Annotated in this window: 21 protein-coding genes and 1 pseudogene; 11 read left to right on the top strand and 11 right to left on the bottom strand. The window is 71.2% G+C overall.

The genetic code is table 11. From position 1 onward, the window contains the following. Window positions 1-65 precede the first annotated feature (65 nt). Genes ABXS69_RS00235 through ABXS69_RS00225 form a run of 3 tightly spaced genes read right to left on the bottom strand, consistent with a single transcriptional unit; the run spans window position 66 to window position 2,597 of the window. Window positions 66-533, bottom strand: a complete 468-nt coding sequence (locus ABXS69_RS00235; protein ID WP_366180644.1) for a CrcB family protein — start codon at window positions 531-533, stop codon at window positions 66-68. Continuing rightward, on the bottom strand, window positions 530-1,000 hold the full coding sequence (locus tag ABXS69_RS00230; protein WP_366180643.1) for a CrcB family protein: 471 nt from the start codon (window positions 998-1,000) through the stop codon (window positions 530-532). Before ABXS69_RS00230 ends, ABXS69_RS00235 begins: the two co-directional genes overlap by 4 nt. A gap of 1 nt (window position 1,001) precedes the next feature. Further along, window positions 1,002-2,597, bottom strand: coding sequence for a DUF2079 domain-containing protein (locus ABXS69_RS00225; protein WP_366180642.1), 1,596 nt, complete (start codon window positions 2,595-2,597; stop codon window positions 1,002-1,004). 165 nt (window positions 2,598-2,762) lie between these two features. Between ABXS69_RS00225 and ABXS69_RS00220 the strand changes: the two genes are divergently transcribed. From ABXS69_RS00220 to ABXS69_RS00200, 5 genes are all read left to right on the top strand, one after another. Next, window positions 2,763-4,190 (top strand): amino acid permease, encoded by a 1,428-nt coding sequence (locus ABXS69_RS00220; RefSeq protein WP_366180641.1) that lies wholly within the window; start codon window positions 2,763-2,765, stop codon window positions 4,188-4,190. 369 nt (window positions 4,191-4,559) lie between these two features. After that, window positions 4,560-5,420: a hypothetical protein gene (locus ABXS69_RS00215; RefSeq protein WP_366180640.1), complete on the top strand. Its 861-nt coding sequence runs from the start codon at window positions 4,560-4,562 to the stop codon at window positions 5,418-5,420. 442 nt (window positions 5,421-5,862) lie between these two features. Further along, window positions 5,863-6,693 (top strand): thiopeptide-type bacteriocin biosynthesis protein, encoded by an 831-nt coding sequence (locus ABXS69_RS00210; RefSeq protein ID WP_366180639.1) that lies wholly within the window; start codon window positions 5,863-5,865, stop codon window positions 6,691-6,693. A gap of 82 nt (window positions 6,694-6,775) precedes the next feature. Then, on the top strand, window positions 6,776-7,636 hold the full coding sequence (locus ABXS69_RS00205) for an ABC transporter ATP-binding protein (RefSeq protein WP_366180638.1): 861 nt from the start codon (window positions 6,776-6,778) through the stop codon (window positions 7,634-7,636). A gap of 2 nt (window positions 7,637-7,638) precedes the next feature. Continuing rightward, the gene (locus ABXS69_RS00200) at window positions 7,639-8,424 is read left to right on the top strand and encodes an ABC transporter permease (protein ID WP_366180637.1); all 786 of its coding nucleotides are present in this window, start codon (window positions 7,639-7,641) and stop codon (window positions 8,422-8,424) included. Window positions 8,425-8,448: 24 nt separating this feature from the next. Here the strand turns inward: ABXS69_RS00200 and ABXS69_RS00195 are convergent. From ABXS69_RS00195 to ABXS69_RS00185, 3 genes and pseudogenes are all read right to left on the bottom strand, one after another. Beyond that, window positions 8,449-11,343 (bottom strand): annotated as a pseudogene (locus tag ABXS69_RS00195) (lysylphosphatidylglycerol synthase transmembrane domain-containing protein); the annotation flags it as partial. 49 nt (window positions 11,344-11,392) lie between these two features. Then, on the bottom strand, window positions 11,393-13,888 hold the full coding sequence (locus ABXS69_RS00190; RefSeq protein ID WP_366180636.1) for a heavy metal translocating P-type ATPase: 2,496 nt from the start codon (window positions 13,886-13,888) through the stop codon (window positions 11,393-11,395). Then, window positions 13,885-14,154 (bottom strand): heavy-metal-associated domain-containing protein, encoded by a 270-nt coding sequence (locus tag ABXS69_RS00185; protein WP_366180635.1) that lies wholly within the window; start codon window positions 14,152-14,154, stop codon window positions 13,885-13,887. The genes ABXS69_RS00190 and ABXS69_RS00185 overlap by 4 nt, the downstream gene beginning before the upstream one ends. A gap of 198 nt (window positions 14,155-14,352) precedes the next feature. On the opposite strand from ABXS69_RS00185, the gene ABXS69_RS00180 reads away from it, so the two are divergent. Both ABXS69_RS00180 and ABXS69_RS00175 read left to right on the top strand, forming a co-directional pair. Then, complete coding sequence (locus ABXS69_RS00180) at window positions 14,353-15,957, top strand: TrkA C-terminal domain-containing protein (RefSeq protein ID WP_366180634.1); 1,605 nt, start codon at window positions 14,353-14,355, stop codon at window positions 15,955-15,957. A gap of 184 nt (window positions 15,958-16,141) precedes the next feature. After that, a complete protein-coding gene (locus tag ABXS69_RS00175) occupies window positions 16,142-17,128 on the top strand; it encodes a CAP domain-containing protein (RefSeq protein WP_366180633.1) in 987 nt (328 codons plus the stop codon). Here the strand turns inward: ABXS69_RS00175 and ABXS69_RS00170 are convergent. Continuing rightward, complete coding sequence (locus ABXS69_RS00170) at window positions 17,100-17,273, bottom strand: hypothetical protein (RefSeq protein WP_366180632.1); 174 nt, start codon at window positions 17,271-17,273, stop codon at window positions 17,100-17,102. The two genes, ABXS69_RS00175 and ABXS69_RS00170, sit on opposite strands and share 29 nt — an antisense overlap. 280 nt (window positions 17,274-17,553) lie before the next feature. Between ABXS69_RS00170 and dcm the strand changes: the two genes are divergently transcribed. Next, window positions 17,554-18,783, top strand: a complete 1,230-nt coding sequence (gene dcm / locus ABXS69_RS00165; protein WP_366181597.1) for a DNA (cytosine-5-)-methyltransferase — start codon at window positions 17,554-17,556, stop codon at window positions 18,781-18,783. A 200-nt stretch (window positions 18,784-18,983) separates the two neighbouring features. Here the strand turns inward: dcm and ABXS69_RS00160 are convergent, their stop codons facing one another. The 4 genes from ABXS69_RS00160 to ABXS69_RS00145 form a co-directional block, all read right to left on the bottom strand. Next, the gene (locus tag ABXS69_RS00160; RefSeq protein WP_366180631.1) at window positions 18,984-19,796 is read right to left on the bottom strand and encodes a hydroxymethylpyrimidine/phosphomethylpyrimidine kinase; all 813 of its coding nucleotides are present in this window, start codon (window positions 19,794-19,796) and stop codon (window positions 18,984-18,986) included. Window positions 19,797-19,870: 74 nt separating this feature from the next. Next, the gene (gene mtnN / locus ABXS69_RS00155) at window positions 19,871-20,698 is read right to left on the bottom strand and encodes a 5'-methylthioadenosine/S-adenosylhomocysteine nucleosidase (protein WP_366180630.1); all 828 of its coding nucleotides are present in this window, start codon (window positions 20,696-20,698) and stop codon (window positions 19,871-19,873) included. 9 nt (window positions 20,699-20,707) lie between these two features. Beyond that, window positions 20,708-21,604 (bottom strand): alpha/beta fold hydrolase, encoded by an 897-nt coding sequence (locus ABXS69_RS00150; RefSeq protein ID WP_366180629.1) that lies wholly within the window; start codon window positions 21,602-21,604, stop codon window positions 20,708-20,710. A gap of 52 nt (window positions 21,605-21,656) precedes the next feature. Next, window positions 21,657-22,112, bottom strand: a complete 456-nt coding sequence (locus tag ABXS69_RS00145; RefSeq protein WP_366181596.1) for an S-ribosylhomocysteine lyase — start codon at window positions 22,110-22,112, stop codon at window positions 21,657-21,659. Window positions 22,113-22,209: 97 nt separating this feature from the next. Here ABXS69_RS00145 and ABXS69_RS00140 point away from each other — a divergent pair, with 97 nt between their 5' ends. From ABXS69_RS00140 to ABXS69_RS00130, 3 genes are all read left to right on the top strand, one after another. Continuing rightward, window positions 22,210-23,064 carry an alpha/beta fold hydrolase gene (locus tag ABXS69_RS00140; RefSeq protein ID WP_366180628.1) on the top strand — a complete coding sequence of 285 codons (855 nt, stop codon included), beginning with the start codon at window positions 22,210-22,212 and terminating at the stop codon, window positions 23,062-23,064. Window positions 23,065-23,108: 44 nt separating this feature from the next. Next, complete coding sequence (locus ABXS69_RS00135) at window positions 23,109-24,362, top strand: AI-2E family transporter (RefSeq protein WP_366180627.1); 1,254 nt, start codon at window positions 23,109-23,111, stop codon at window positions 24,360-24,362. 102 nt (window positions 24,363-24,464) lie between these two features. After that, complete coding sequence (locus ABXS69_RS00130; RefSeq protein WP_366180626.1) at window positions 24,465-25,997, top strand: DUF3375 domain-containing protein; 1,533 nt, start codon at window positions 24,465-24,467, stop codon at window positions 25,995-25,997. Window positions 25,998-26,080: the final 83 nt, after the last annotated feature.

Below are 26,080 nucleotides of genomic sequence, written 5' to 3'. Positions count from 1 at the left end.
AGTCTGGCAGAGATCGTGGGCTCGGAGCCGGTCATCGGCCCATCGCGATGGATCTGCGACGCTCCTCAGCCTGCGAGCCTGGCGCCCAGCGCCATCCCCAGCGCCCCCGAGGCCAGGCAGGCGGCCATCATGCCCAGGGCGTGGGCCGCGGCGGCCCGCCAGCGCCCGAGCGCGGCGAGCCGCGCGCCCTCCGCGCTGGCTGTGGAGAAGGTCGAGTAGCCGCCCATGAGGCCTGTGCCGAGAACACGGGTCAGGCTCGCGGCGCCCGCTGCGGCCTCCGCTTGCGCCCAACCGGTGAGAACTCCCATGATCAGGCAGGCCGTGATGTTGACGACGATCGTCCCCATCGGCACTGGCGGCTCGCCGACGGCCCCGCCGGCAGGACCGGCCTGCCCGTGGCGGGATGAGGCGGCCGCCTTCCTGGCCGCGGCCCTGTTCGCCGCTGTGGTCACGCGGCCGTCGACGACGTAGCGGGCGACGGCCCCCGCGCCTCCGGCCAGGGCCATGAGGGGCCATGCCCATGCCGCGCTCACGCTGTCTCCGGGCCCGCGGCGCCGGCCCTCGCGCCGTCGGTGGGACCGGCGTGACGCGGATGACCGAGGAGCCTCGACAGCCGCAGCCCCAGGCCCGCGAGCGCCAGGCCCGCGACGAGGGATCCCAGGAGGTACACCGCCCCCAGGAGCGCGCGTCCCTGGTCGATGAGGCGAAGCGCCTCGCTGATCATCGTCGAGTAGGTGGTGAGCGCCCCCATGAGTCCCGTGCCCGCCCCCAGGCGGATGAGCCGGTGCCTGCCCGCCTGGCGCCCGGGCGCCGCGAACCGGCCCAGGATGAGGCCCAGCAGGAGCGCGCCGACGAGGTTCGCCGTCGCCGTCGCCCAGGGGAGGCCCGACGGCGAGGGGCCGATGAGCTCGGCGAGACCGGCCCGCAGTGAGGTGCCGACGGCTCCGCCGAGGCCCACCACTGCCAAGGCGGGCCAGTCGAGGGCGGGGGAGTGGCGCATGTCAGCGGGCGCCGACGAGCCGGGCGACCTGGAGATCGTCCTTGTTGAAGATGAGGGCGTAGTCGCGGCCCGTGCGGCCCTCGATCCAGGCCGCGGCGTCGCGAGGGGCGTTGCCGCCCCATGCCGATGAACGGGCGTCGATGACCACGTACTGCGGCGCCTCGCTGCCCGTGCCCACCCAGGCGACATCCGCCCGCGGGACCAGGTAGGCCATGAGGGACAGATCCGTCTCCACGGTCGAGCCCTCTGGGATGAGGCCGTAGACCGCCTCCACGGAGGCCATGCGCTCCGGTGCCTTGCCGAAGTCCCGGTTGTTCATCTGCCACAGCGGCAGATCGGAAGCCGTGACCACGCCCAGGACCATCGGGGTCGCCAGGCCGAGCAGCGCCAGCCAGCGGGCCCATAGCGGAGCCTCCAGCCAGCCCGAGCCCTCCGGCCGGCGCGCGCGCCGCCGCTTGAGGGCGGCGACGACGTCGAGGAGCGCCCCCACGGCCACCGGGATGAGCACGGCGTTGTAATGCCAGTTCCTCCACTCCCAGTAGAAGGCCACCGAGCCCAGGAACCGCCAGGCCAGGGTCGGTGCCACCACGGCGATCCACGGTGATCCCAGCCCGATGCCGCCGGCGGTGAGCACCAGCACGACCAGGGTCTGGACCTTGACCTCCGGGGAGAACAGGCGGGTGATCAGGTCCTGGTGGGCTCCGCCGTCGGCGCCCGATCCGATGGAGTAGGCCCATGTGCCTTCCGGGTTGAGCATCGGCAGGAGCACCATGGTGGTCAGGAAGAACATGACGACGCCGAAGGCCGCGAGCACGAGCCCGAGCTGCCAGGTGGTGAGGCGGCCGACCGGGCGGGTCAGGTGGCCCCGCTTCAGCTCGCCCAGCCCTCGCACGGCCACGGCCAGGCCGATCATGAGGATCGTCAGGCCGAGGTCCTCCTTGACCAGGGCCAGCGGCGCGGACCAGCAGGCCACGGCCAGCCACCTGCGCTCGACGAAGGCCGCCGAGGCGAAGGCCAGCATGGGAACTGCGAAGGCGATCTCATGGAACTGCGCGGCCACCGCGCCCTGGAAGCCCCAGCTCAGCACGTAGGCGAGGCCCAGCGCGAGCGCGACAACCGGGTGGGTCAGGCGCTGGGCCAGGCGCACGATGGGCCAAGCGGAGACCGCCAGGAGGAGGTCCTGGACGATGAGGAGGGTCAGGCCCGAGGGGAACAGAGCCCACAGGGGGCCCAGCAGCACGAGGATGGGGTGGAAGTGGTCGCCGAGGAGGTTGTAGCCCGGGCCCTTGATCGGGACGATCGGCGCGTCCAGGCGCGAGTAGGCCTTGGCCGCCTCGGAGAAGATGCCCAGGTCCCAGCTCGGGACGGTCATGGCCCTCCACTGGCCCACGGAGTACGCGATGAGGACCCAGGCGCCGATGAGGACGGTGAGCGCGGCGGGCAGGAGATCGCGCAGATCTCGGAAGGATCGCGGCGGGGTCAGGCGGAAGGGCGGTGCCTCCTCCGCTTCCGGGGCGATCGCTCGGGCGGTCCCGGCTCCCCTCCTCGGTGCCCCAGCGTCGGGCGGTGGGTACTGCCCCTGCGGCAGCGGGGGCATGGGCGGGGCGGCTGGCAGAGACGGGATTGGATACGCGGCGGCTCCATCCTGGGGAGGAACGGCGTCGTCGGGGCTGGGCGCTGGACTCATCGCGGACGAGCCTAATGCTCGAAATACCCCTCGGCGTAGGCTGCCCCAGTCACACCCACCCCTGAGGAGACATAGATGACTGCCAACACGGGCGAGCGCGATCTCGACGAGATCGTCGAGCGCGGCGAGCACCTCCAGCGCCGCCTCACCAATCGACACATCCAGCTCATCGCCATCGGCGGGGCTATCGGAACCGGCCTCTTCATGGGCTCCGGTAAGACGATCTCCCTGGCCGGCCCCGGCGTTCTGCTCGTGTACGCGATCATCGGAGGCTTCCTCTTCCTGGTCATGCGGGCCCTCGGCGAGGTCCTGCTGTCCAACCTGGAGTACAAGTCCTTCGCCGATGTCGCCCATCACCTCATCGGCCCCTGGGCCGGCTTCTTCACCGGGTGGACCTACTACTTCTGCTGGCTCGTGACCGCCATCGCGGAGGTCATCGCCATCACCCAGTACGCGCAGTACTGGTGGCCCGCCGTGCCCCTGTGGCTGCCCGCCGCCCTCACCGTCGTCCTGCTGCTGGCTCTCAACCTGACCACGGTCAGGGCCTTCGGCGAGATCGAGTTCTGGTTCTCCATCATCAAGATCGTGGCGATCATCGCGCTCGTCGTCGTTGGCGTCGTCCTGGTCGCCATCGGCTTCACCGCGCCCAATGGCGCCGTCGCCTCCCTGAGGAACCTGGGGGACCCGGGCGACCCGATCGGCAGTCTCTTCCCCCATGGCTTCTCCGGCTTCACCGGCGCCTTCCAGATCGCCGTCTTCGCCTTCGTGGGCACCGAGCTCATCGGGACCGCCGCCGCGGAGGCCAAGGACCCAGAGGTCACCCTCCCCAAGGCCATCAACGCCATCCCGGTGCGCATCCTCCTGTTCTACCTGGGAGCGCTCACCGCGATCATGGTGGTCACCCCCTGGCGGGAGGTCACCGAGTCCAGCCCCTTCGTGGCCATGTTCTCCCTGGCCGGATTCGGCCTGGCGGCGTCGCTGGTGAACTTCGTCGTCCTCACCGCCGCCGCGTCGAGCGCGAACTCCGGCATGTACTCCACCTCCAGGATGCTCTACGGCCTGTCCTGGTCCGGCCACGGCCCCTCCGTCTTCAAGCGCCTGACCTCCCGCTCCGTTCCGGGGCCAGCGCTCGTGATCACATGCGCGGCGCTGCTGACGGCGATCCCGCTGCTGTACACGACCGGGTCGATCATCGAGGCGTTCACGGTGGTCACGACGGTGGCGAGTGTGCTGTTCATCCTCGTGTGGATCATCATCATCGTCTCCTACCTGCGCTTCCGCTCCGTGCATCCCGAGCTCCACGAGGCCAGCGCCTTCAAGATGCCGGGCGATCGGGCGGCGGCGTGGGCGAGCATCGTCTTCTTCGTCTTCGTGATCTGGACGCTCACGCAGGCCCAGGACACCAGGCTGGCAGTGCTCGCCTCGCCGCTGTGGCTGGTCGCGATGGCGGCCGCCTGGCGGGTTCACTCCAGCCGTGTCAAGCGCCTGGCCGAGGAGGGCTGACTCGGCCCTTCACTCGGCATCGCCCCTTCTGCGGCGCCCCGCTGTGGCGCGGTTTGAGGATTGCTCGGGCCCCGAGAGGGGATGGGTGCGCCGTTTGCCTCGAGAGATGGACTCTAGCCTGGGCAAACGCAAGGCGTGACAATATGTCAGAAAAAGGAATCCTCAAACCTCGCCAAATCTGTGGTGCGCGGGTCTCGGCGGGCTGCCTGAGTGCCGTGAACCACAGGTGACGCCGTCCCCGCCGACTCACCCGCGCTGTGAAGGCATCTCCTCGACGGGCCTGGAGATCTCCCACAATCCGGCTCGTGGGACAACGCGAGGTGGAGGCGAGCAGAATCCTCCGGGAAGCTTCGGGCGGGCCATGGGGCCTTGCGCCGTCGGGACCTGCGCCTGGGCCGCACCGGCCAGCGAGCGCTGGCCGACCTGCTGACCGCGGGCGACGTGGTGAGGACGGGCGGCGCGATCCACCTGCCGGATGCGCCCCAGGCGATTGTCGTCTGCCGGTCGCTTGGCGGCGTGCTGACGGCCGAGTCTGCTCTTGAGCATTACGGGCTCCCTCTGGTGCGCCGCCCGCGCTCGCTGCATGTCGCGGTGCCGGCGCGTACCGGTGCGATCCGGGCGCCCGGTGGTGTGATCGTCCACCGGGAGGCCCATCTCGGCCGGGTCGATCCGCTTGAGACGCCCGTCGCCCCTCCTGAGCTCGTCCTGGCGCGGATGCTCCGGTGCTCGCCGGAGATCGATGCCGTCGCGGCACTGGATGCCGCGCTCCGCGAAGGCGTCGTCCTGCTGGACAGCGTTCATGAGCTCCTCGGGGGTGATGGGTACCGGGCGGCTGTCGCGCGTCGGAGGGCGGGGCGGGCCAACCCGCGCGCTCGCTCCCTGATCGAGAGCCGGCTCCGCATCGAGCTCGAGGACGCGGGCCATCAGGTGGATGTCGGGGTGATCGTGCATGGCGTTGGTGAGGTCGATCAGCTCGTGGATCGGCGCTTGTTCGTCGAGACGGATGGCTTCGCCTACCACTCCTCCAGGGAGGCGCTCTCCAGGGATCGGGAGCGCGACCAGCGGATGATCTCGATGGGGTTGCCGGTCGTCCGGTTGACCTACGAGGATGTCATGCGAGGGTGCGGCGTCATCATCGTTGAGGCCGCGCTGAGAGGGCTGGACAGGGTGCCGGCGCCCCTGAGAGTCGATCGCGATCCTTCCATCGGGGCTCCGAGGCTCATGTGGTGAGTGTGAGGTGGCGCGGTTTGAGGATTGCTCGGGCCCCGAGAGGGGATGGGCGCGCCGCTTGCCTCACAAGATGGCTTCTGGCCTGGGTGAACGCAAGGTGTGACGGTATGTCAGAAAAAGGAATCCTCAAACCTCGCCATTGAGGGGCGTGGCGCGGATGATGAATCCGGATACGGGGTCATGCCATGGGCTGAGCGCTTCGTGCTGCCGGAGGTCCCGCTCAGGGTGATCGCACACGAATCGGAACCAGCCGTCGCTCCACAGGGGAACCAGTGCGGTGAAGAGGCGCTTTGTGGCACTGGCTCGACAGGCGGACCCGGGCGATCCGGATCGCCGAGGCGCTACCCGCCGTCGGGGAGCACCCCTTCCATGATCCCGCAGGACGGCCCCGCGTGAGCGAGTTCGCGGTGTCGCTGCGCTGGCCCAGGCAGGAGGCCTGGCAATGACTACGCGCTTGGACTGGTTGTACCTCAAGGTCTACTCTGGCGACGGCGATGATGTCGGTGCCCTGCTGCCGGCCGTGCTCGAGTGGAAGGGATCCTTGCGGGGAGTCGACCGCTGGCACTTCCTGCGCTACACGGACGCCGTCGGCCACCACCTACGTGTGAGACTGCGTGGCAGCCCCGAGGACGTCGACATCTGGTACGGCGAGCTGCCCAGGCTCGAGGAGCTCATCGGGCGAGGTCAGTCGCGGGCGATGCGCAGGATCATCCCCGACCCGTTGGTCTCCTCTGCGGGGACGGGACGGGGCGTGACCGCCTCGCTCTACTCCCCGGAACGCGCCAAGTACGGGGGCGTCCGTGGAGTCGAGGACGCCGAGATCTATTTCGAGAAGAGCTCGCAAGCATGTGTCGACAACGAGGTCTGGGACTGGTCGCCGCTCCAGCGCTTGGCCTCCGCCATCGATTTCATTGGAGCCGTCGAGCGCGAGAGCGGTTATGAGGCAGGAGTCTTGTCAGGCCGCATCGCCGACCGGTGGGCGGAGCGCCTCCGGTACGGAGGCCTCGAGCCAGTTAAGATCCGGCGCGAGGCGGCTGCCCTCAATGAGCGCGTAAGAGCGCAGGCCGAGCCATCCGCCGACTGGGCGGATCTCGCTTCAGCGGTCTCCAGGCTTGTGGCCGACCACGGGGACACCGCACCGCCCCAGTTCCCTCTTGATCTCGTCCACATGCACATCAATCGAATCGGGCTCAATCCGCTTGAAGAAGCCCTCGCGGCGCACCTCAGCAGTGCCCGGGGCAACGATCACCTCTCACTGAAAGGTTTGTCATGAACACAGAGAACCTCGCGCTCGAGCTGCGAGACATCTGCAAGCGGTACGACACCCCAGGGGGCGGATCGAGGCCCTGGCGGGGATGACGCTCAGCGCTGAGCAGCACAAGATCCACGCCTTCCTCGGTCCTAACGGCGCCGGGAAGACCACCTCCCTGGAGATGGCCGTGGGTCTGCGGGCCCCCGACTCCGGGACTGTGCGCACGCTCGGCCTCGACCCGATCACGGCTCACCAGGAACTCAGCCAACGCGTGGCGATACAGCCCCAGGAGGCGAAGATCTTCGAGCACCTGCGAGTCCGTGAACTGGTGGAGTTATGGGCTTCGTTCTACGCCCGGCCGTATCCTACGGGCGCCGTCCTGGAGTCGCTGGAGCTCACGCACGTCCTCGACAGGCAGGTCACCAAGCTGTCGGGCGGCACCCTGCAGCGGCTCAACGTGGCCCTGGCCATGGTGGCGAATCCCGAGGTCCTCATCCTGGATGAGCCCTCAACCGGGCTCGATCCGCGGGCGAGGGAGCAATTGTGGTCCGTTCTCAGCTCTTGGCGGGACCGGGGTACCACGATCATTCTGTCAACGCACTCGATGGAGGAAGCCACGGCACTGGCCGATTCCGTGTTCATCGTGGACGCGGGGCGATGCGTCAAGGCTGGTGCTCCGGAGGAGCTCATCTCCTCGCTCGCCGGAGGTCCCTCGGTGACCTTCCAGGTCGCTGAGCCCCTCACCGAGGTCGATCGCGCGCAGCTGCGGGCGCTCGGCGAGCTCGATATCAAGCCCGACCGGACAGCCACGCTGAACACGCCGCGCACGGACGAGGCCCTGCAGCTGCTCTCCCGCATCGGCGGGTGCCACAGCCTCAGCATCCACCACCCCACTCTGGGCGACGCCTATCGCGCTGCCACGGGCATTGACCTCATCTCGACCTCCGACACGACAGGAGCCTGACCATGAGCACCATCGCCGCCGCGACCCCGGGTCGACTGACCAGACCGCTCCTCCTCACGCACTGGAGGGAGCTGTCCCGGAGCCGGGCGAACTTCTACTTCGTCCTGGCCTTCCCATTCCTCATGTCGGGCATGTTCCTGGCGATGAACTCGCTTCTCGCCTCCTCGATGAGCGGGCCCGGCCCCGACTTCACCAGCCTGGTGGTCCCCCTGGCCCTCTGCCTGGCCCTGACCGGCACGTGCACGACCCTCACGTCGGGGCCGATCGCCGAGTACCGGCACCAAGGAACCCTCCGAGTACTGGGCACCACCCCGGTCTCACGCTCACAGTTCATCATGACCCACCTGGCTATCCGGGTAGCCCTGGCGATCGTCTTGGCCGTGCTCGTCATCCTGTTCGGCGCCGCCTTCGACGCCGTGAGCCTCGCGGCGGTGTGGAAGGCCGCCGTCGTGGCAGTTCCCTCCTCGGTTCTCATCCTCGGCCTGGGCTACATCATCGGCTCACTAGTGGGTTCCGGGCAGGCGGCGACGAACATCGCGACCTTTGCCCAGCTCTTCACGATGTTCACGGGGGGAGTCGCCTTCCCGCAGAGCCTGCTGTCCGACTCGGTGCTGCGCATTCTCGACATCCTCCCCACGACCTATTTCGGGGACCTCCTCTACTGGGTGGCGGGCAGTGATGTCCAGCGTCACAGCACCGTCATCGACTTCGCAGTCGTCGGGGTCGCCGCTGTCATCATCGTGCCACTGGCTGTGCGCTTCTTCCGCTGGGAAAGCGTCAGGAGCTGAGGGAGCGAACGATGGCTCACAGCTCCCCAGCTTCTGGAGGCGCTGGAGGCTGAGCCAGCCGATGGGGATCGGGATCCAGAAGGTGACCAGGCGGTAGACGATGGCGGCCGACAACGCGGTGCCGCTGGGGATCCCCGCGGTGATGAGGCCCGCCGTCAGGGCGAACTCCACCGGCCCGATCCCGCCGGGGGAGGGCACTACGGACCCCACCGTGTTGGAGGCGAAATAGGCGATCGCCAGCACGGAGAAGGGAAGCGTGAAGCCGAAGGCCCACAGGCTCGCCCCGAAGGCCAGGATGTAGGACAGGCTCAGGAGCACCGCCCCTCCCACGCCGGCGAGCAGCCGCGCGGGGTTGGACAGGATCCACACGAGCCGGGGCTGGACCTGCCGGTACGTGGGCTCGATCTTCTCCCAGATCCAGATGCGCGCCCGCGGCACGGCCAGGACCATGGCGACGAGCGCGGCCAGCAGCACGGCTCCCAGCAGCACCCAGCCCGAGGGCAGGGTCAGCCCTGTCGACTGCCCCGTCGCGGCGGCCAGGATGACGAGCAGCACCAGGGTGACGAGGAACTGCACGACCTGCACGAGCGCCACCGTGGCCACGCCGACCGCCGTCGGCACGCCCTTGCGGGTCAGGAAGCGCAGGTTGATCGCCGCCCCTCCCACGCCGGCGGGCGCCACCAGCGCGACGACGGAGGAGGCCAGGTGGACCTCGGTGGAGCGCCACAGGCTCAGGCGCTCCGGGGTGAAGGCCACCAGGATGATGCCCGCCCCCAGGTAGGTGGCCAGTGAGAAGACGAGCGCCCCCAGGATCCACCAGGCGTTGGCCTGGGCCACGGCGTGGGAGACCTCTTCGAAGTTCAAGCGGGCCAGGAGCGTCCACATCGCCGCGAGGAAGATGACGGCCATGACCACGGTGCGCGCCTGGAAGCGGTTGATGCGGGCCGGTTCGGCGTGGGCGGTGGGCGTGAGCGCCACGAGGGCGTCCCTCAGCTCCTGGAGGACCCGTCCACGGCGGCCCATGGCTCGGCGGGTGTCAGCGGGCAGGACGACGCGCTGGAGCATGGGGGCGATGGAGGCCAGCTGGGGGGTGGTCAGGACCCGGGAGGCTGACGCGATGGCGCGCTCGACTCCCACGGAGCCCGCCAGGAGGGCGAGGGCCTGGGCGAGGTCGACGCGCCGGGACAGCTCTGATGAGATCGTCTCCCCGGAGTCCCATCCGAGCAGCCACACGCGGCGCGCCTCATCCACCACGACGCTGTCCCCGCTCAGGCTGCGGTGCGCCAGGCCGGCAGCGTGAGCGCGGCGGAGCTGGTCCCACAGACCGGTCAGGACCGCGTCGGGAACATCGGCGCCGAGCTCTGACAGGGCGCGCGAGCCCGCGATGTGGTCGGTGACGAGCAGCACGGACTCAGGGGTGTCGGCCATCCCGCGCAGGGCGGGCGTGCGCACCCCGGCGCGGCGCGCCTCCAGCGTCATGAGGGCGGCGTGCTCAGCCTCGGCGCGGATCGACATGCCCCGCGCGGGGGACAGCCCCCGGATCCGGATCCGGTCCCACAGCGTGGCCAGGTAGCCGGCGACCTGCCGGTCGGCGTCGATGATCGTCAGATCGTGGCGCGCGCCCATGCGGTCCCAGACCGCGTACACGCGGTGGGCGCTGGACCTCCCCGGGGACAACGAGCGGGCCTCGGCGATGAGCGCCAGGGAGTCGATCGCCGGCGCCGGCGCGATCGTCGACGACGGCGCGGCGGCGCGGCCCTCACGCGCGGGGGGCAGGGCGGCCGTGTCCGGATCCGTGCCCGGCCCCCCGACGGGCGACCCGTCGGGCGGCGCCGCATCCGGAGGCGTGGGAGCCGTCATCGCCCATGCCGCGGCGGGGGAGCCGACGGCGTCACCACTGGTGGCCGACGCGGGCGAGGCGCTCGTGGGCCCCAGGGGGCTCTCCCTCACCTCCTCGGTGTAGCCCAGTGGGGCGTCCGTGGTCACCCACCAGGCCGTCGCCCCGGGCGCGCTGTCCACGCGGACCACCCGGACGGCGTCGACCCCCGCCCGGCGCAGCGCCCGCACGAGGGCGATGCCGTGGACGGAGCGGTCCTCCACCCCGAACAGGCAGCGCAGTGCCAGGCCCGCCAGGCGGCCCAGGAGGAGGGAGAGCAGCGCCCCGGGAAGAGTGATGGCCGAGCGCAGCACGGTGAGCCCGACGATCGTCCAGATCGCCACCCAGCCGTAGCGGACAGTGGCCGACGAGCGCCGCTCTCCCGCAGCCGTGAGCAGGCCCACCAGGGCAGCGAAGACAACGGATACGCCCAGGCGCGGAAGGCCCGAGGCGGTGACGGTCAGGCCGGCGGAGAGGGCCGGCGGCGCCCAGGCCTCCAGCGCCCACAGGGCCGCGATGGTGAGGGCCCAGCCGACGACGGCCCCGGCGGCGCTCTCGGCGGCGCCCCGCCAGCGCCCCCGCAGGAGCTGGTCGAGGAGGATGAGGATCGGGATGAGGAAGGTCGCCAGGCCCTCAAGGGTCTGCAGGGGGAGGATGAGCACCTGGCGCAGCACTGAGGACAGCACCACGCGGACGTCCGCCGTGACGCCCGTGGTCGTCTGGTGCGCGTAGGTGGCCAGGATGAGGACCGACAGGATGCCCGTGCTCACCAGGGCGAGGCTCAGCAGGTCCTCGGCGCGGCGGCGGCGGCGGGGGGCCTCATCGACGAGCAGCGTCGCCGAGCGGGGGCCGGGCTCCGGCGCGGGGGCCGCCTCCACCACGGGTGTCAGGCCGATGCGGGGGATGCCGACTGGGGAGGTCGCGGGCATCGGAGGCGCTGGCGGGACATCGGACGCTGGCGGCACAGGCGCCGCGGACTGGGCTGGCGCAGCGTCGGCGGGCGCGCTGCCCGAGGTCGAGGGCTCGGCGTCGGCATCGGTCATGACGGGATTCTACGGGGATCGGCGTGCTCCCCCGCTGCTTCTCAGCGCCTCATCCGGCTCTGCGCAACCGCAGCGAGTTGACCACGACGATGACGCTGGAGCAGGCCATCGCCCCACCGGCGATCATCGGGTTGAGCATCCCCGCCATGGCCAGCGGGATCGCCGCCACGTTGTAGGCGAAGGCCCAGAACAGGTTCTGCTTGATGATCCGCAGGGTGGCCCGGCTCACCCGCACGGCGGCGACCACCGCGTCGAGATCGGCCCGCACGAGGGTGATGTCGGCGGCCTCGATGGCCGCATCCGTCCCCGAGCCCATGGCCAGTCCGAGCCCCCGAGTGCCCGCCTGGGCGAGGGCCGCGGCGTCGTTGACCCCGTCGCCCACCATGCCGACGACGGCGCCCGAGGCCTGGAGCTCGGCGACGACGTCGCGCTTGTCGGCGGGCAGGACCTCGGCGCGCACATCAGCCGGATCAATCCCGACCTGACCCGCCACATGCGCCGCCGCCCGGGCGTTGTCCCCGGTCAGCAGGATCGGGCGGATCCCCAGGGCACGCAGCTCGGCGATCGCTGTGGCCGAGGAGGCCCGCACCGTGTCGCGCACCGCCAGCACGGCGGTCGCCCGGCCGTCGATGGCGACGACGACCCCGGTGGCCCCGGTCGACTCGGCGGCCTCCAGCGCGTCGGACAGGTGGCCGGGCAGGGCGATGCCGCGCTCGGCGATCCAGGAGGCCCGGCCCACGGCGACGTCGTGCGTGCCTCCCGGCCCCGAATCGGTGCTGGTCACCCGGCCCGTGACGCCCCGGCCCTCGTGGTTGCCGAAGCCTTCGGCCGCCGGGAGCCGGGAGCCCTCAACCTCCGCGCGCTCGCGGGCGGCAGCCGTGATGGCGGCCGCCACCGGGTGCTCGCTGGAGGCCTCGAGCGCGCCCGCCAGCATGAGGGGGTCGATCGCGGGGGTTCGGCCCTGCCACCCCGACTCGCTCCCGATCCCGGCGCTGGCGGCGGTGTCGAGGCTCATGCGCGCCGTCGTGACGGTTCCGGTCTTGTCCAGGACGATCGTGTCCAGCGAGCGCGTGAGCTCCAGGACCTCCGGGCCCCGGATGACGACGCCGAGCTGGGCGGCCCGGCCCGAGCCCACGAGAATCGCGGTGGGCGTGGCCAGGCCCAGGGCGCAGGGGCAGGCGATGACGAGCACCGCGACCGACGCCGTCAGGGCGTCCTGGGCCGAGGCCCCGACCGCGAGCCAGCCGACGAGCGTCAGGGCGGCGATCCCCAGGACGGCGGGCACGAACACCCCGGAGACGCGGTCGGCGAGGCGCTGCACGGGCGCCTTGCCCGCCTGCGCCGCGGTCACCAGCGCGCCGATCCTCGCCAGGGTGGTGCCCTCGCCCACGCGCGTGGCTCGCACGAGCAGGGCGCCGGAGGCGTTGATCGTCCCACCGGTCACTTCGTCGCCCACGCCGACCTCCACCGGCACGGACTCGCCGGTGAGCAGTGAGGCGTCCACGGCGCTGGCACCCTCGACGACGACGCCGTCCACGGCGATCTTCTCCCCGGGGCGCACGGCGATGAGGTCCCCGGCGGCCAGGTCATCGACGGCGACCCGCTCCTCGTGGCGCGTCGCGTCGGGGCGGGGGGCGCCATCGTCGTCGAGCACGTCGATGGCGTCGGTGGAACCGGAGGGAGCGGTGAGCCGGAGGCGGGCGGCCTCCTTGGCGCCGAGCTCGAGAAGGGCGCGCAGGGCGTCCCCGGAGCGGTACTTGGCGCGGGCCTCCGCGTAGCGGCCGGCCAGGAGGAAGGTGGTCACCCAGGCGGCTGACTCGAAGTACATGTGCGGGTGGTGCCCGCCCGCGTGGGCGCCGGTGAGCATCCCGGCCAGGCTCATGGGCATCCTCACGCCGATCTCGCCCGCGCCGCCCCAGATGAGGGCCCACAGGCTCCACAGGGTGGAGGCGGTCACGCCGAGCGAGACGAGCGTGTCCATGGTGAAGGACCCATGGCGCAGCCCCGCCAGGGCCGCGCGGTGGAAGGGCCAGGCGCCCCAGGTGACCACGGGCAGTGTGAGGGCGGCCAGAGCCCACTGCCAGCCGGGGAACTGGAGGGTCGAGCTCATTGAGACCGCCATGACCGGGACCGAGAGCAGGAGGCTGAGGACCAGGCGGCGCCGCAGTTCCTCGGCGCGCACGAGGTGGGAGGCGCCCAGCGAGCCGCGGGCGCCCCTCTCGCTCACTGGCGCCGTGGCCGCGGGAGCGGCGCTCGCGGCGGGGACGCCACCGGTGGACTGGGCCGATTCCCCCTCAGGGGAAGGCGGCGGTGCCGGCTCCGCCGCGGAGGGGCCGGTGAGGGCCGCCGAGTACCCGGCCCGGGCGACGGTGGCGATGAGCTCGTCATCCGTCACGGAGTCGGGAACGGTGAGGTGAGCGGACTCGGTGGCCAGGTTGACGCTGGCCTCGACGCCGTCGATCCTGCGCAGCTTCTTCTCCACGCGCGCCACGCAGGACGCGCAGGTCATCCCGCCGACAGCGAGATCGACCTCGCGGGTGCTCAAGAGATGCGGACGTCGCGCTCGACGGCGTCCAGCGTGTAGTCACCGGCCTCGTCGATCGCCTCGGCCAGGGCGGCGTCCTCGAGAACGACGTCCGAGACGACCGTGACGACGGACTGCCCGCCCTTGTTGAGGACGACGGAGACGTCCTTGACGCCCTTGAGCGCCTCGAGCTCCTCGGTGACGTGGGCGACGCAGTGCCCGCACGTCAGGCCGGACACCTTGAGAGTGGTGGTGCGGTCGATGCCGTCGTCGGTGAAGTCGGCCATGGGAATGCTCCTCGCTGCGGTGCTGCTGCGTGTCCGCCTCGGGTATGAGGCACTGCGAACGTACTCCCGGCCGCGGTGGCGCACCAAGCCGCCTTGCCTCCGGGCGAAACCGGGAACAGGCGGGCGGGAGCGCCGGTCCCCTGGTCGGCATCGAGGCGGCAGTGGCCTACCCTGTCCGATGTGCCTGGAGCTATTCATATGACCTATCCGGTCGCGGCGGGGCTCATCCCTGACGGCGTCATCGACGTCCTCGCCGCCACCCCCCTGCTCACGGTCTTCCTCGTCATCGGGCTTGGGACCGCCGTCGGACAGATCCCCTTCGGGCCGATCCGCTTCGGCGCCGCCGGGGCGCTGTTCGTGGGGCTCGCCGTCGGCGCGCTGGATCCCAGGCTCGGCGCCGACCTCGGGATGCTGCGGGCCCTCGGGCTCGGGCTGTTCTGCTACACGGTGGGGCTCGGCGCGGGGAACACCTTCTTCCGCAACCTCGGGCGGCAGATGCCCCTCATGGCCCTGTGCGTCGTCGCGCTCATCGCCGCCGGAATGGCGGGGGCGGGCTTCTCGCGCCTGACCGGGGTGACGCCCGCGATGGACGCCGGCGCCTACGCGGGTGCGCTGACCTCCCCGGTGCTCGACGCCGCGATCGAGGCCGCGGGGAACCAGGAGCCCTCCATCGGCTACGCTATCGCCTACCCCGTGGGCGTGGCCGTGGCGATCATCGTCGTCGCCATCGTCATCGGCCAGCGCTGGCCAGGTCGCAAGGACCCCCGTCCCGCCAGCGCCGACGGCATCACCGCCACCAGCGTCTACGTGCTCACCCGCGTGCGGCTGGACCAGATGGAGGCCTTCACCCGCGCTCACATCCGCATCTCCTACCTGGAGCGCGACGGCGTCACGCGCGTCGTCGACCCCGGCGAGGAGCTGGCGCCGGGGGACAAGGTCGTCGTCGTGGGGGCGCCCGCCGCCGTCGAGGAGGCCATGCACGAGCTGGGCACGGGGCTGCGCTCCTGCCTGGCCAAGGACCGACGGGCCGTGGATCACCGCCGGCTCACCGTCTCCTCCACCCGCGTGGCGGGGCGGACGATCGCCGAGCTGGACATGCCCGGGCGCTTCGCGGGCGTCATCACCCGCGTGCGGCGCGGGGACCTCGACCTGCTCGCCCGCGACGACCTCGTGCTCGAGCTCGGGGACAGGGTCCTCGCCGTCGTGCCCAGCGAGAGGCTGGAGGAGGCCGCCGAGTGGTTCGGCGACTCCGAGCGCGAGATCTCGCAGATCGACGCCTTCAGCGTCGGCATCGGCATGGCCCTGGGCGTGCTGCTCGGCCTCATCGCCGTCCCGCTGCCCGGCGGCATCGTCCTCAAGCTGGGGGTCGCCGCGGGGCCGCTGGTTGCCGGGATGATCCTCGGGCGCCTCGGGCGCACCGGCCCCTTCCTGTGGGGGCTGCCCCATGCCGCGAACGCCACGATCCGCCAGCTCGGGCTCCTGTTCTTCCTGGCCGCGATCGGCCTGGCGTCCGGCCCGCAGTTCGCGGCCGCCGCCTTCTCCTCCGCGGGCCTGGCGGTGGGCGGGCTGGCCGCGATCGTCGTCGTCGTCAGCGCTGTGGTGCTTCTCACGGGGGCGAGATTCGCCGGGGTCTCCGCCGCGCGAGCCGCCGGTGGGCTGGCGGGCCTCGTGGGGCAGCCGGCGATCCTCTCCTACGCCCTGTCCCGCAGTGAGGACGTGCGGATCGAGGCCGGGTACGCGACCCTCTTCGCGCTGGCGATCGTGGTCAAGATCGTGATGGTTCAGATACTCGTGGCCCTGTGAGTCACCTCCCAAACCTGTCGCGACGAGGCGCGTCCCGAAGAAGTTTCTGAGCCCGTCAGGTAACGCGAAGGTCACGGGATGGGTATTATGAAGGCGCGGACCCCATTCGCGCCTGATGCTCCCGAGCCCCTAGCGCCCCGGTGAGTCATCGACAGAACTGACTACCCATGGAGATTTCAGCCCTGTGAAGATCGCCCGCCCCATCGCCGCCGCCGCAGTCACCGCGTCGCTCGTGGGGATCGCCCCCCAGGCCGTCGCGGCGCAGGCCCCGGTGCCGCCGGTCAGCCCCGGCGCCTCGGGGGTCCTCCTGCCCGCTGCGACCTCCGCGGACAGCGCCGCCGCCCAGCAGATTCTCACCCGCGTCAATGAGCTGCGCCAGAGCGTCGGCCTCAAGCCGCTGACCCGGCTCGTCGTGCTCGACAACGTCTCCCAGGAGTGGTCGGGGCGGATGGCTGCCGAGAGCGACCTGTACCACCGGCCCAACCTGCGCGACGCCTTCCCCTCGGGATGGACGTGGGTGGCGGAGAACATCGCGATGAACGGCAAGGACCTGTCCGGCGCGGATCTCGGCAACGCCCTGTTCCAGCAGTGGGTGGACTCTCCGGGCCACTACCAGAACATGGTGGATCGCAACGCCACGGCTATCGGTATCGGCATCGCCCGGTCGGCCAACGGCTCCGTCTACGCCACCCAGAACTTCGCCGCCTACCCCGACGACGTCCAGGCGGGCTTCGAGGTCTCCGGTGGGGGCTCGTCCTCCTCGCCATCGAAGACGCCGAGAAGCTCGGGGGCGCCCAGGGGCGGAGCCCCGGCGGAGACCGCCCATCCCGAGCCCGAGGCGAGCCCGACGCCGGACGCCGTCGCGACCCCTGACGCCACGGCGACCGCCGATCCCACCGCGACGCCGAGCGCCTCGGCGAGCGCGACGGCCACCGCCGCTCCCGTGGCCGTTCCATCGGGCGGCACGACTGCCTCGGCCGGCGCCCCGAGCACGGCCTCCGAGGTCGTGGCCGCCCCGGCGGAGCCCGTCAGCACGCCCCGGTCCACGCAGGAGAGGCTGCTGGGGAAGCTCGGCATGACGGGCGCCAACGCGACCCTCGTGCTCTTCGCGATCGTCACGCTGGGCGCGGGCGGCGTCGTCCTCATCCTGCGCCGCGGCCTGCGCGACTGACGGCCTTAGCGGCGAGAGCGCGCTCGTCGGCGCGCTCCCAGATGCGCAGGACGGTCCAGCCCTCGGCCTGGAGCATGGCGGTGGTCTCGCGGTCGAGCTCGGGGCGCGTGTCCTGCCGCCGGTTGCCCCGCATCGCGCGGGCCATGGCCGCCGAGGAGGCTCAGGACTCAGAAGACGACGGCATGGGGGAGTGTAAGGCGACGACCGTCATGTCGGCCTGTGCCGAGGCGAGTCTTCGCGGGCACGTGATGCGTGGCGCTGTGCCGTGAGTGAATCGGCGCCCCAGGGGCTAGCTTCTGGCCTGAACATGTGCTTAGCTTGAACTATGCCCTCCACCTTCACCTTCATCGACCTCTTCGCCGGCATCGGCGGCTTCCACGCCGCGCTGTCCGAGATGGGGGGGCGAGTGCGTCTACGCGGTCGAGATCGACGCGGACGCTTCTCGGGTATATGAGCAGAACTGGGGCATCAATCCGCTGGGTGACATCACGGTCGATGCCGGTGAAGCCGGTGTGAGCCCACGGATACCTCGTCATGACGTGCTAGCGGCGGGATTCCCCTGCCAGCCGTTCTCGAAGTCGGGCGCGCAGCGCGGCATGGAAGAGACCCGAGGAACTCTCTACTTCAATATCCTTCAGATCGTTCGCAAGCATCACCCGGCAGTCCTCCTACTTGAGAATGTGCGCAATCTCGCCGGCCCGAGGCACAGGCATGAGTGGGATGTCATCGTTCGGACGCTCCGTGATGAGGGCTACAGGGTGGCCGACACCCCTGCCATCATCTCGCCGCATCAGATCGGGCGGGAGCGGGGCGGACGTCCTCAGGTGCGCGAGCGGGTCTTCATAACTGCCACCTACGACCCGAAGCAGCTGGGTGACGGCGTTCCTGAACCGGTCGCGCGACCGCGCCATCAGTACGGCGAAGACACCGACTGGAACATCGAAGACTATCTCGATGAAGATACGCCGGGGTATGAATTGACTCCTTCCGAGGTCGAGTGGGTGGATGCTTGGGACGAGTGGGTCCGGCGCTTCCGGAAATACAACGCCGGGGTCAAGCCGCCGGGCTTCCCTGTCTGGGCCGATGAATGGCGCACCGTTGAAGAGCTCGAGGCGCGCATTGATGACGGAGACTATGACGGCGCGCCGGCGTGGAAGATGAACTTCCTTCGCAAGAACGCCGAGCTCTTCGAGCGCAACCAGGGTTGGTGCAGGGCATGGCTCACCGAGTATCGGGTCGCTTCGTTCCCGCCTTCGCGGCGGAAACTGGAATGGCAGGCCCAGGACCTCGACTCGTTGTGGGACTGCCTCATGCATTTTCGTCCCTCGGGCCTGCGCGCTAAGCCTCCCACCTACGTGCCCGCGCTCGTGGCCATCACGCAGACGAGCATCATCGGCCCGCGCCGTCGACGGTTGACCCCCAGGGAGGCCGCTCGGATGCAAGGGCTGCCAGACGCGTTCACCTTTGACGGCCAATCGGACGCGGCCACGTACAAGCAGCTGGGCAATGGTGTGAACGTCGGGGCGGTCCAGAACGTTCTAGCGATGCACTGCGAGCGCGATAGGTCGATTCTCGAGGCGACGGCGTCGGGTCGTCGTGTCCTTCAGGCGGCTCATCACTGGAAGTCGTGGGACCTCGACGCCGCCCGCATCTGACGACGCATCCACTCCCGCAGGCGCCCGGTGGTGAGGGGAGATGGCAGGATTTGAGGATTCCTTTTTCTGACGCGATGGCAGATCATCTGTTATCGCAGGTCAGGGGCTTGTGAGGTGCGGGGTGACAGGCCTGGTGGGCGCTGAGGGCCCGAGCAATCCTCAAACCTCGCCATTCTGGGCGGACTGCCTCGGATGCGCGCTCAGCCCCGGTAGCCGCCCTGCCAGACGTAGGTGAAGGGGATGTTCCCGCGCATGCCGGGACTGACCGACGCCGAGACCACGTTCTTCGCCGTCACCGCCGCCTCCAGGGGCGTGGCCCCCTTGGCGAGCTCCGCCGTCACCGCGGCGGCCAGCGTGCAGCCGGCGCCGTGCATCCGCTCCGCTCCCGCCGCCGGGAGCTCCAGGACCTCCAGGGTCGAGCCGTCGTAGAAGACGTCCAGCGCCGTGCCGGTGCCCAGGCTCGGGCCCGCTTTCGCCAGCACGTTGGGCACGCCGAGGTCGAAGATCCGCTTCGCCGCGTCCTTGAGCGCCTCCACCGAGGTGATCTCCTCGACGCCGGCCAGCGTCGCCGACTCGAAGAGGTTCGGGGTGACCATCGTGGCGCGCGGAAGGATCTTCTCGCGCAGCGCGTTGTCCACGGCCATCGCCGAGGAGAACTCCTGGCCCTTGCAGATGAGGACCGGGTCGAGCACCACGATCGGGAAGCCGTAGCGCTCCAGGGCCGCGTCGACGGCGTCGATCGTGGGCCGCGTGCCCAGCATCCCGACCTTCACGGCGTCGATCCTCGCGTGGACGGTGGCGCAGGCCTCGATCTGATCCGTGATCACCTGCGGGTCCACCGGCACGAAGCGGTGGTCCCAGTTCGCCCTCGGGTCCATGGACACGATGCATGTCAGCGCTGCGCAGCCGAAGACGCCGAGCTGCTGGAAGGTCTTGAGGTCGGTCTGCGCGCCAGCGCCGCCGGAGGCCTCGGAGCCGGCGATGGCCAGGGCGATGGGGGGAGTAGTGCTCATGGGACAAGCCTGCACCCAGCGGGCCCCATCGCGCAGCCCCGGCCCGCCGCGCCGTGAGCTCGCGCGGGGCGGCCTCAGCCGAGCGCGGCCAGGGCGGCGATGACGACGGCGGCGCTGCGGGCCGCGGCCTCGTCGGCGCCGATGTGGAAGTCCTGGCCCGCCTCGGGCCCGCACAGGTCGGAGATCCCGCGCGCCGAGACGAAGGGGATGCCCGCGACGGCCGCCACCTGCGCCAGCGCCGTGGACTCCATGTCGGTGCTCACCGCCTCCGGGAACGCCTCGCGCGTGTCCGCCACGTTCGCCGCCGTCACGAAGGAATTGCCGGAGAGCATCTGCCCGGCATGGACGCGCGCCGATGACGATGCCGCCGGGGCGGCGGCGGCCAGCGCCGCGGGGCCGTGGATCTCCATGGCGTCGCGCAGCCCGGCGGCCGACCCGAAGGCGGGGGGCTGGCCGGGGACCTGGCCGCGGGCGTAGCCGAAGGCCGTCGCGTCGGCGTCCGTGAAGGCCAGGGTCGTCGAGACGCACACGTCCCCCACCTCGACGTCGCGGGCCAGGCCGCCGGCCGTTCCGGCCGAGACGATCATGCGCGGCGCCACCTGCGTCAGCGCCGCCGCCAGCGCCGAGGCCGCCGCCACCAGGCCGATCCCCGTGCGGATGAGGATGAGCTCGCGGGAGGCCCCGGGGCCCGTGCCATCGGCGCCTCCTGGGACGGCGGGGGGCAGCGTGAGGCTCGCGGCCCATGCGTCACCGTTCAGCGTGAGGGGGGCGGCGCCGTCGAGCGCGGGGAGGCGATCGAGGAAGGGGTGCGCCTCCTCCTCCATCGCGGTCAGGACGATGGAATGAACCCGGCGGTCCGGGCGCGCGGGCCGCTGGGGCCGTGGGAGCTGAGAGGGCGTCATGCCGCGAGCCTACGCGGCCCGCTCGGCCCGCCGCCCGCGCGCGATGACCATCTCCATCCATGGGTCGGACACCGCGTGGAATCGCTCGGGGAAGGTGCGGCGCACGCAGTGCGGGGCGTCCACGATCACCGAGGTGGAGATGAGGGGGTTCTTGCGCGAGAGCAGGCTCAGGTAGTGGTCGCCGCGCAGCACCACGCCGTCGGTGCCGGTGATGATGAGCGCGGGGACGGCCAGGCCGTCGACCACCTCCTCCCACGGCGTCGGCGGGGACACGCAACCCAGGCCGATGAACCGCAGGTCGACGCCACAGGACGCCTCCACGCTCGCGCGCGCCTCCCGGCGCGACCACGTGGGGTTCTCGGTGGTCTCCGCGGTGAGGCGGGCCTCGGGGTCCTTCGCGATGCCCCTCATCTCGGCCACCTGCCGGAAGGCGTTCGCGCGCAGGAGGGCCCGCCATGCCGGGGTGACGAAGGCGGGGTCCTCCGCGACGACGCCGTCCACCAGGTCCGGGCGGTGGTAGGCGACATCGAGGCTGGTCACACCGCCCATGGAGTGCCCCACGAGCAGCAGCGGCGCGCGCAGGGGGCCGGCCGAGGGCTCCTCGGGCGACGCGCGCAGGCCGTGGGAGCGCAGATCCTCCAGGGCGTCGGAGAGGTCGGCGGCCAGGCGGCGCCCGGCGGTCTCCTGGTTCTTCAGGTCGGCGTCGTCCCAGCGGGGGAAGCTCCCGTGGCCGCGCGCGTCGAGCGCGACGATCCGGTGGCGCGGCGCCCAGTGCTCGACCGCCTCGATCCAGCAGGCGGCCGAGTCCGTGATCCCGTGGGATAGGACGAGAACGGGCGCCTCGGCGTCATCGAGCCGTCCGGCGAGGTGCCGGGCGAGGGGCGCGGGAGCGGGATCGGAGGTCATGCCCTGATCGTAGGCCCCGACGCCGTCGCCCGGTCCTCCTGCCCCCCCTCGCTCATGAGGCGGGGAGGACGGCCTCCCACTCCTCGCGCTTGGCCAGGAAGGCTCGTGCGGCGTCCTGGGCCTGGTCCAGCGAGTGGTTCGCGCCCCAGCCGCACTGGACCTCATTAGCCGCCGGCACCTCGGTGGCCGCGAGGATGTCGCGCATCGTCGCCTCCAGGAGCCCTAGGAACTCCTCGGTCTCAACGCCCAGCATGAGCGCGTAGAAGCCTGTCTGGCACCCCATGGGGGAGAAGTCGATGAGCCGGTCGGTGTGGTTGCGCATGAGCTCGGCGCTCAGGTGCTCGATGGAGTGGACCGCCCGCATCTCGAGGTGCTCCGCGTTGGGCTGGCAGAAGCGGACGTCGTACTTGATGAGGGTGTCCCCGCCCGGCAGCTCCTTGCGGTCGGCGATACGGACGTAGGGGGCCCGCACCCTCCGATGGTCCAGGTTGAAGGACTCCACGTTCATCCGTCCGTACAGCGCTTCCTCGCTGGTGACAACCTGTTGCTTATTCGTATTTCTGTCCCCTGTCATGGGTGCAGCCTAATGGGGGAGGATGGCGCCCATGCACTCCTCCCTGGCGCAGATCACCGTGGGCTGCGACGACGCTCCCACCCTTGTCCTCCTGCACGGCATCACCTCCTCGGCCGCCTCCCAGGCCGACGCGATCAACCACTGGGCCCGGCGCGGCTACCGGGTCATCGCCGTCGACGCCCGTGGGCACGGGCTCTCCCCCTCCTGGGAGCGCTCGCAGCTCGAGCGGGCCGGCGAGCAGCTCGTCGACGACGCCCTGGGCCTCCTCGCCGATCTCGACACCCAGGCCCGGGGCCGTGCCGCCCTGGGACTGACCGCGGCGCCGGCCCCGATCGTGCTGGGCCACTCCATGGGCGGGGCGACCGCCATGGTCGCCGCCGTCCGCCGCCCCGAGCTCGTTAGCGGCCTCATCCTGGAGGACCCCTCCCTCTACGGCACCCGCAGTCCCTCCGAGCTGCTCGCCCGTGGCGCGGCCCGGGAGCGAGCCCTGGTTGCCGAGCTCGCCAACCCCGCCGGCGCTGTCCTGCGCGCCCTCGCCTCGGCCATCATGCCCGAGGTCGAAGCCCTGCCCTCGGTCTGGGCCAGCCAGCGCGTGGATCCGAAGCTCCTGCGCACCGGCGTGGTCGCCCCCGAGGTCCCCTGGCGCGAGACCCTGGCCGCCCTTACGGTCCCCACGCTGCTGCTCAGCGGGGACCAGCCCGGCTCCGCCCGCCTCGGGGCGACCGGCCTGGAGGAGGCCCGCTCCCTGGGCAACCCGCTCATCACCCCCGTGCTCATCAAGAGCGCGGGGCACCTCATCCGCCGCAGCCGGCGCCGGGCCTACTACGCCGCCGTCGACCCGTGGATCGAGCGCCTCCTGGGCCCCGCCCCACCGCCGGTTGAATGAGAGCGGCTAGCCGGTTGGCGCGAGATCATCGGAGGATACGGCCCATGAGTACTGACAGCGCTACAACGGGGCGGCCGACGCCCTTCCCGCCAGAGACGACAGCCGATCCGGCGGAGCCCGCCTCCCCGGCGCCGCCGCCCTCCGCGCCCGCCGGTGACCCCGGTCGCAGCCAGGGGGAGACGATCGCCTTCACGGTGGCCGCGCTCACGGTGTGCTGCGCAGGCATGTACTACGCGAGCGGGCTCATCGGCCCCGTGTTCCTCGCCCTCACCCTGGTCATCACCGTGCGGCCCCTGATCACCTGGGCCTCGCGCCATCGCATCCCGAGGCCGGTCTCCGCTCTCGCCGCGATCATGATCATCTACACCTTCGTCGTAGGCCTGTTCGCGTTCCTCGGCATCGCCGTCATGCAGCTCATCGACACCCTCCCGGGCTATTCGGGCCGGTTCGCCGACATCTGGAAGCAACTGCAGGACAGCCTCACCCGGCTGGGCATGTCCCAGGCAGACCTCGTCTCCCAGGCCTCCAAGGCCGTCGACACCTCCAAGGTCGTCAACTTCGCCCAGGCGCTCCTGGCGCAGATCTCCGGCATCGGATCCACGCTCATGGTCATGGGCCTGGCCGTCATCTTCCTCATGTTCGACATGGCGCGCATCGAGAGGCGCACCCGCGCCCTCGTCGTGCTCAAGCCGAGTCTCGCCTCGGCGCTGGCCGGCTTCGCGGAGTCCGTGCGATCCTACTGGCTGGTCTCCACCGTCTTCGGCCTCATCGTCGCCGTCCTCGACACGATGGCCCTGTGGTGGCTCGACGTGCCCATGGCCGTGACCTGGGGCGTCGTCGCCTTCATCACGAACTACATCCCCAACATCGGATTCGTCATCGGCGTCATGCCGCCGGCGCTCCTGGCCGCGGTGGACTCCGGGCCCTGGACGGCCCTGTGGGTGATCGTCATCTACTCATTGCTCAACTTCGTCATCCAGTCCATCATCCAGCCCAAGTTCACCGGCGACGCCGTGGGCCTCAACACCACCGTCACCTTCATCTCCCTGCTGTTCTGGTCCCAGGTCGTCGGCGCGCTCGGCGCGATCCTGGCCATCCCGCTCACCCTCTTCGCCAAGGCCCTCCTCATCGACACCGATAGGCGCGCCGCCTGGGTGAGCATCTTCCTGTCCGCCGGGGACAATCCACCGGAGCCCATCGCACAGGTTGATCTCGACGACCTCGACCGCGCCGACCTCGACGGCGACGGCCCGGATCCCGCCACCCCTGAGGCCGACGAACCGCTCATCGCTCAGTAGCGGGAGCCCCTGGGCGCCTGCCAGCCTTCAGCCGAGTGTCAGGGAGGGCGGGTACCGTGCGGCGCGTTCGCCACCGCCGCTCCCCGCCCTGAAGGAGGCGCCATGCCCCGGTCCCCAGGCGTCGTCGCCGCCGCCCTGAGCGCGAGCCGCCTCCTGGCCGGTCCTGAGGCCGACGCCGGTCTGCGCCTCCTGCGCTTGGACCAGGCCGCGATCGCCGTCGCCGTGCTCGGCTCCCACCTGGGCGGCCACAGGCGCCGCATGAGCGTCGCCGACCTCCACGAGCTGATCGACGAGGACCTCCTCTCCCTGCGCGAGGCCGGCATGGAGCTGGGGGAGAAGACCACTGCCCGCACCTACTGCGACCGTTGGCGTGCCGAGGGCATCCTCGTGCGCTCCACCGCCCCCGGCGAGCGCGAGGAGTCCTACGAGCTCTCCGCCCCCGCCGAGGCCGCCCTGCGCTATCTCTCCCAGGTCGAGCGGCCCCGCGCCGCCGCCACCCACTCCCGCCTCGCCTCCATCGCCAGTCAGCTCGACCGTCTCGTGCGCGACTCCGATCCCTCCACGGAGCGCCGCCTGGCCGGCCTGCGCGCCGAGCGCGACGCCATCGACGCCCAGATCGCCCGAGTCGAGACCGGCCAGGACGAGCCCCTTGACCCCCGCGACGGCGCCGAGCGCCTCGAGGAGATCATCGCCCTGGCCGAGCAGATCCCCGGCGACTTCGCGCGCGTGCGCTCCGAGATGGCCGACCTCAACCGCGCCTTGCGCGAACGGATCGTCGAGGCCCCCGGATCTCGCGGCGAGGTGCTCGACGACGTCTTCCGCGGCGTCGACCGCATTGAGTCCTCCGAGGCCGGCCGCTCCTTCCTCGGCTTCTTCGAGCTTCTCCAGGACCCCGAGTCCTCCGCGCTCCTCGACGACCGCATCGACGAGGCCCTGAGCCGCGGCTTCGCCGAGATGCTCGACGAGGCGGACCGCCGCTTCCTGCGCGACTGGCGCTCCACCCTCGTGACCGAGGCCGGCGGGGTGCGCCAGACCATGACCGGTTTCTCCCGCTCCCTGCGCGGATTCGTGGCCAGCCGCGCCTTCGAGGAGCACCGCCGCCTGTCCGACGAGCTCGCCAGGGCCTCCGTGCTCGCTGCCAGGGCCGCTGAGCGAGCCGCCCCGATCGCCCCCATGGGCATGAGCCTGGAGCTCACCGGGCTGCCACTGGCCAGCGTCGGCTCCTGGCGGCTCAACAACCCCGCTGACGCCGACGTCGCCGAGGAGATCGTCACGCACAGCGCCTCCGGCCTCGACCTGGACTCCATGCTCCAGGCCGTGCGCGCCTCCGAGGTCGACATGATCGAGCTGGCCGAGGCGGTCGCCGACTCGATGGCGCGCCGCGGCGCCGCGACCCTGGGAGACATCCTCGCCGACCACCCCGCCACCCAGGGCCTGGCCAGCGTCATCGGCCTGCTCCTCATCGGGAGGCGTGACGGCGCCCTCGCCGGCGGCGAGGAGGAGATCACCTGGTCGACGCCGGGGGGACAGGCTCGTCGCGCCACCATCCCCCGGCTCGTGCTCACCGCGCCCGTGGCCGCCCCGTCCACCGACTCCGCCACATCAGCCCCGCGCCCCGAGGGAGACGACGAATGAGCCCCGAGAGCCCGTTGGAGGAGACGACCCTCGAGGTCCCGCCCCCGCCGCCCGGCGGGGTCGGCGCGATACCTCCGCCACCT

It is taken from the genome of Actinomyces timonensis, from assembly GCF_040702965.1.
In the GTDB taxonomy this organism is placed as follows: Bacteria; Actinomycetota; Actinomycetes; order Actinomycetales; family Actinomycetaceae; genus Actinomyces; species Actinomyces timonensis_A.
Note: the sequence above shows the minus strand (reverse complement) of the source record. Positions and strands in the feature narration are given on the sequence as shown.